This window comes from Chryseobacterium sp. FR054 (assembly GCF_056844565.1).
Window position 1 is genome coordinate 1 of sequence record NZ_JBXDSA010000017.1, and the last position, 1,261, is coordinate 1,261.

Genomic DNA, 1,261 nt, shown 5'->3' on the forward strand with positions numbered 1-1,261 from the left:
ATGAAGGAGGGACATGCCTGACCTGCCGTACAGAGTCTGCTTATGAAGAACAGGCCTATAAAACAATGGTGTTTCCCGGAACCGGAACCCCGGAATGGAAACTGGATTTTGTACCGACCTCAGAAGGATTTTACAGTTTTGAAGAAAATCGCTATATTTACCAGTACAGAGATCACCTGGGCAATGCCAGGGTGAGTTATGCCAGAAACAGCGAAGGCGCAATTGAAATAACAGATGTCAACAATTATTATCCTTTTGGATTGAACCATATTGAAGGGATCTCAAGAGGACAGTTGGGCAGTTATTTTAATTATAAGTATCAAGGACAAGAGTTGCAGGAAACTGGTTTTTACTCATTTAAGTGGAGAAACTATATGCCCGATGTTGGTAGATTTTTCAATATTGATCCTTTAACAGAGCAGTATCATACTTGGACTCCTTATGCATTTAGTGGAAACAGAGTTATTGATGCAGTGGAACTGGAAGGACTAGAGCCTGTAATATTTAATAATACTAAAGATAAGATGACTGTTGATTATCATGTAAATGTGACTCCTAAGAGCGGTACTACACCACAGCAAGTTAAAGAACATTTGAATGCAGTCTCGAAAATATTATCTCAAAACTCTGGTCTACAAATCAATATGATTAATAACCCTAAAGCTACTTTCGGTCTTGATATGACAAAACCGTATCAGTCAAAGAAAGTAACAATTGATAAAAATGGTAATGTAGAAATAGAAAAAGTTCTTGGTGAAGCGAGAGTAGGTGATCCTGTAACTCAAACCGTTACTTCAGATGGAACTGTAAAAGTAACAGCTCATGAAATAGCACATGGATTAGGTCTTGAGCATATATGGGAAGATCCAAGCGTATCTAATACTCCTGAAAACAGAAATAATTTACAGAATTCTGATGGTAATTCAGAAAAATCTATGAAAAATAATTCAGGAACAGATCTTTTACCTCAGCAGGTAGAGAAGATGAAGAAGGTTATAGAAGCATCACAAACTAGAATTAATAAAGATGAACTAACCAAAACTAATAAAGATGAAACTACTAAATAAATTACTCATAATAATATTTTTAAATATTGTAGTATTCTCTGCTTATAACTGTAAAAGTGTTACGGCTGAATTTTATTATAATGACAGAATCGAAAAAACAAATTATGAAAAGGATGCAGAAAAGATGTATTTTGAAGAGGTTCCTAAAGAATATCAAAAAACAGATAAAGATATTTTAATCATATTTAGCGGCG

At 34.6% G+C, this 1,261-nt stretch carries 2 protein-coding genes; both read left to right on the top strand.

What is annotated here, in order from left to right; translation table 11 throughout:
- A partial coding sequence (locus AC106S_RS24075; RefSeq protein WP_482442526.1) for an RHS repeat-associated core domain-containing protein occupies positions 1–1,067 on the top strand: 1,067 nt, incomplete at its 5' end.
- Positions 1,051–1,261: hypothetical protein (locus AC106S_RS24080; RefSeq protein WP_482442527.1), on the top strand; the 211-nt coding region annotated here is incomplete at its 3' end. The genes AC106S_RS24075 and AC106S_RS24080, both read left to right, overlap by 17 nt.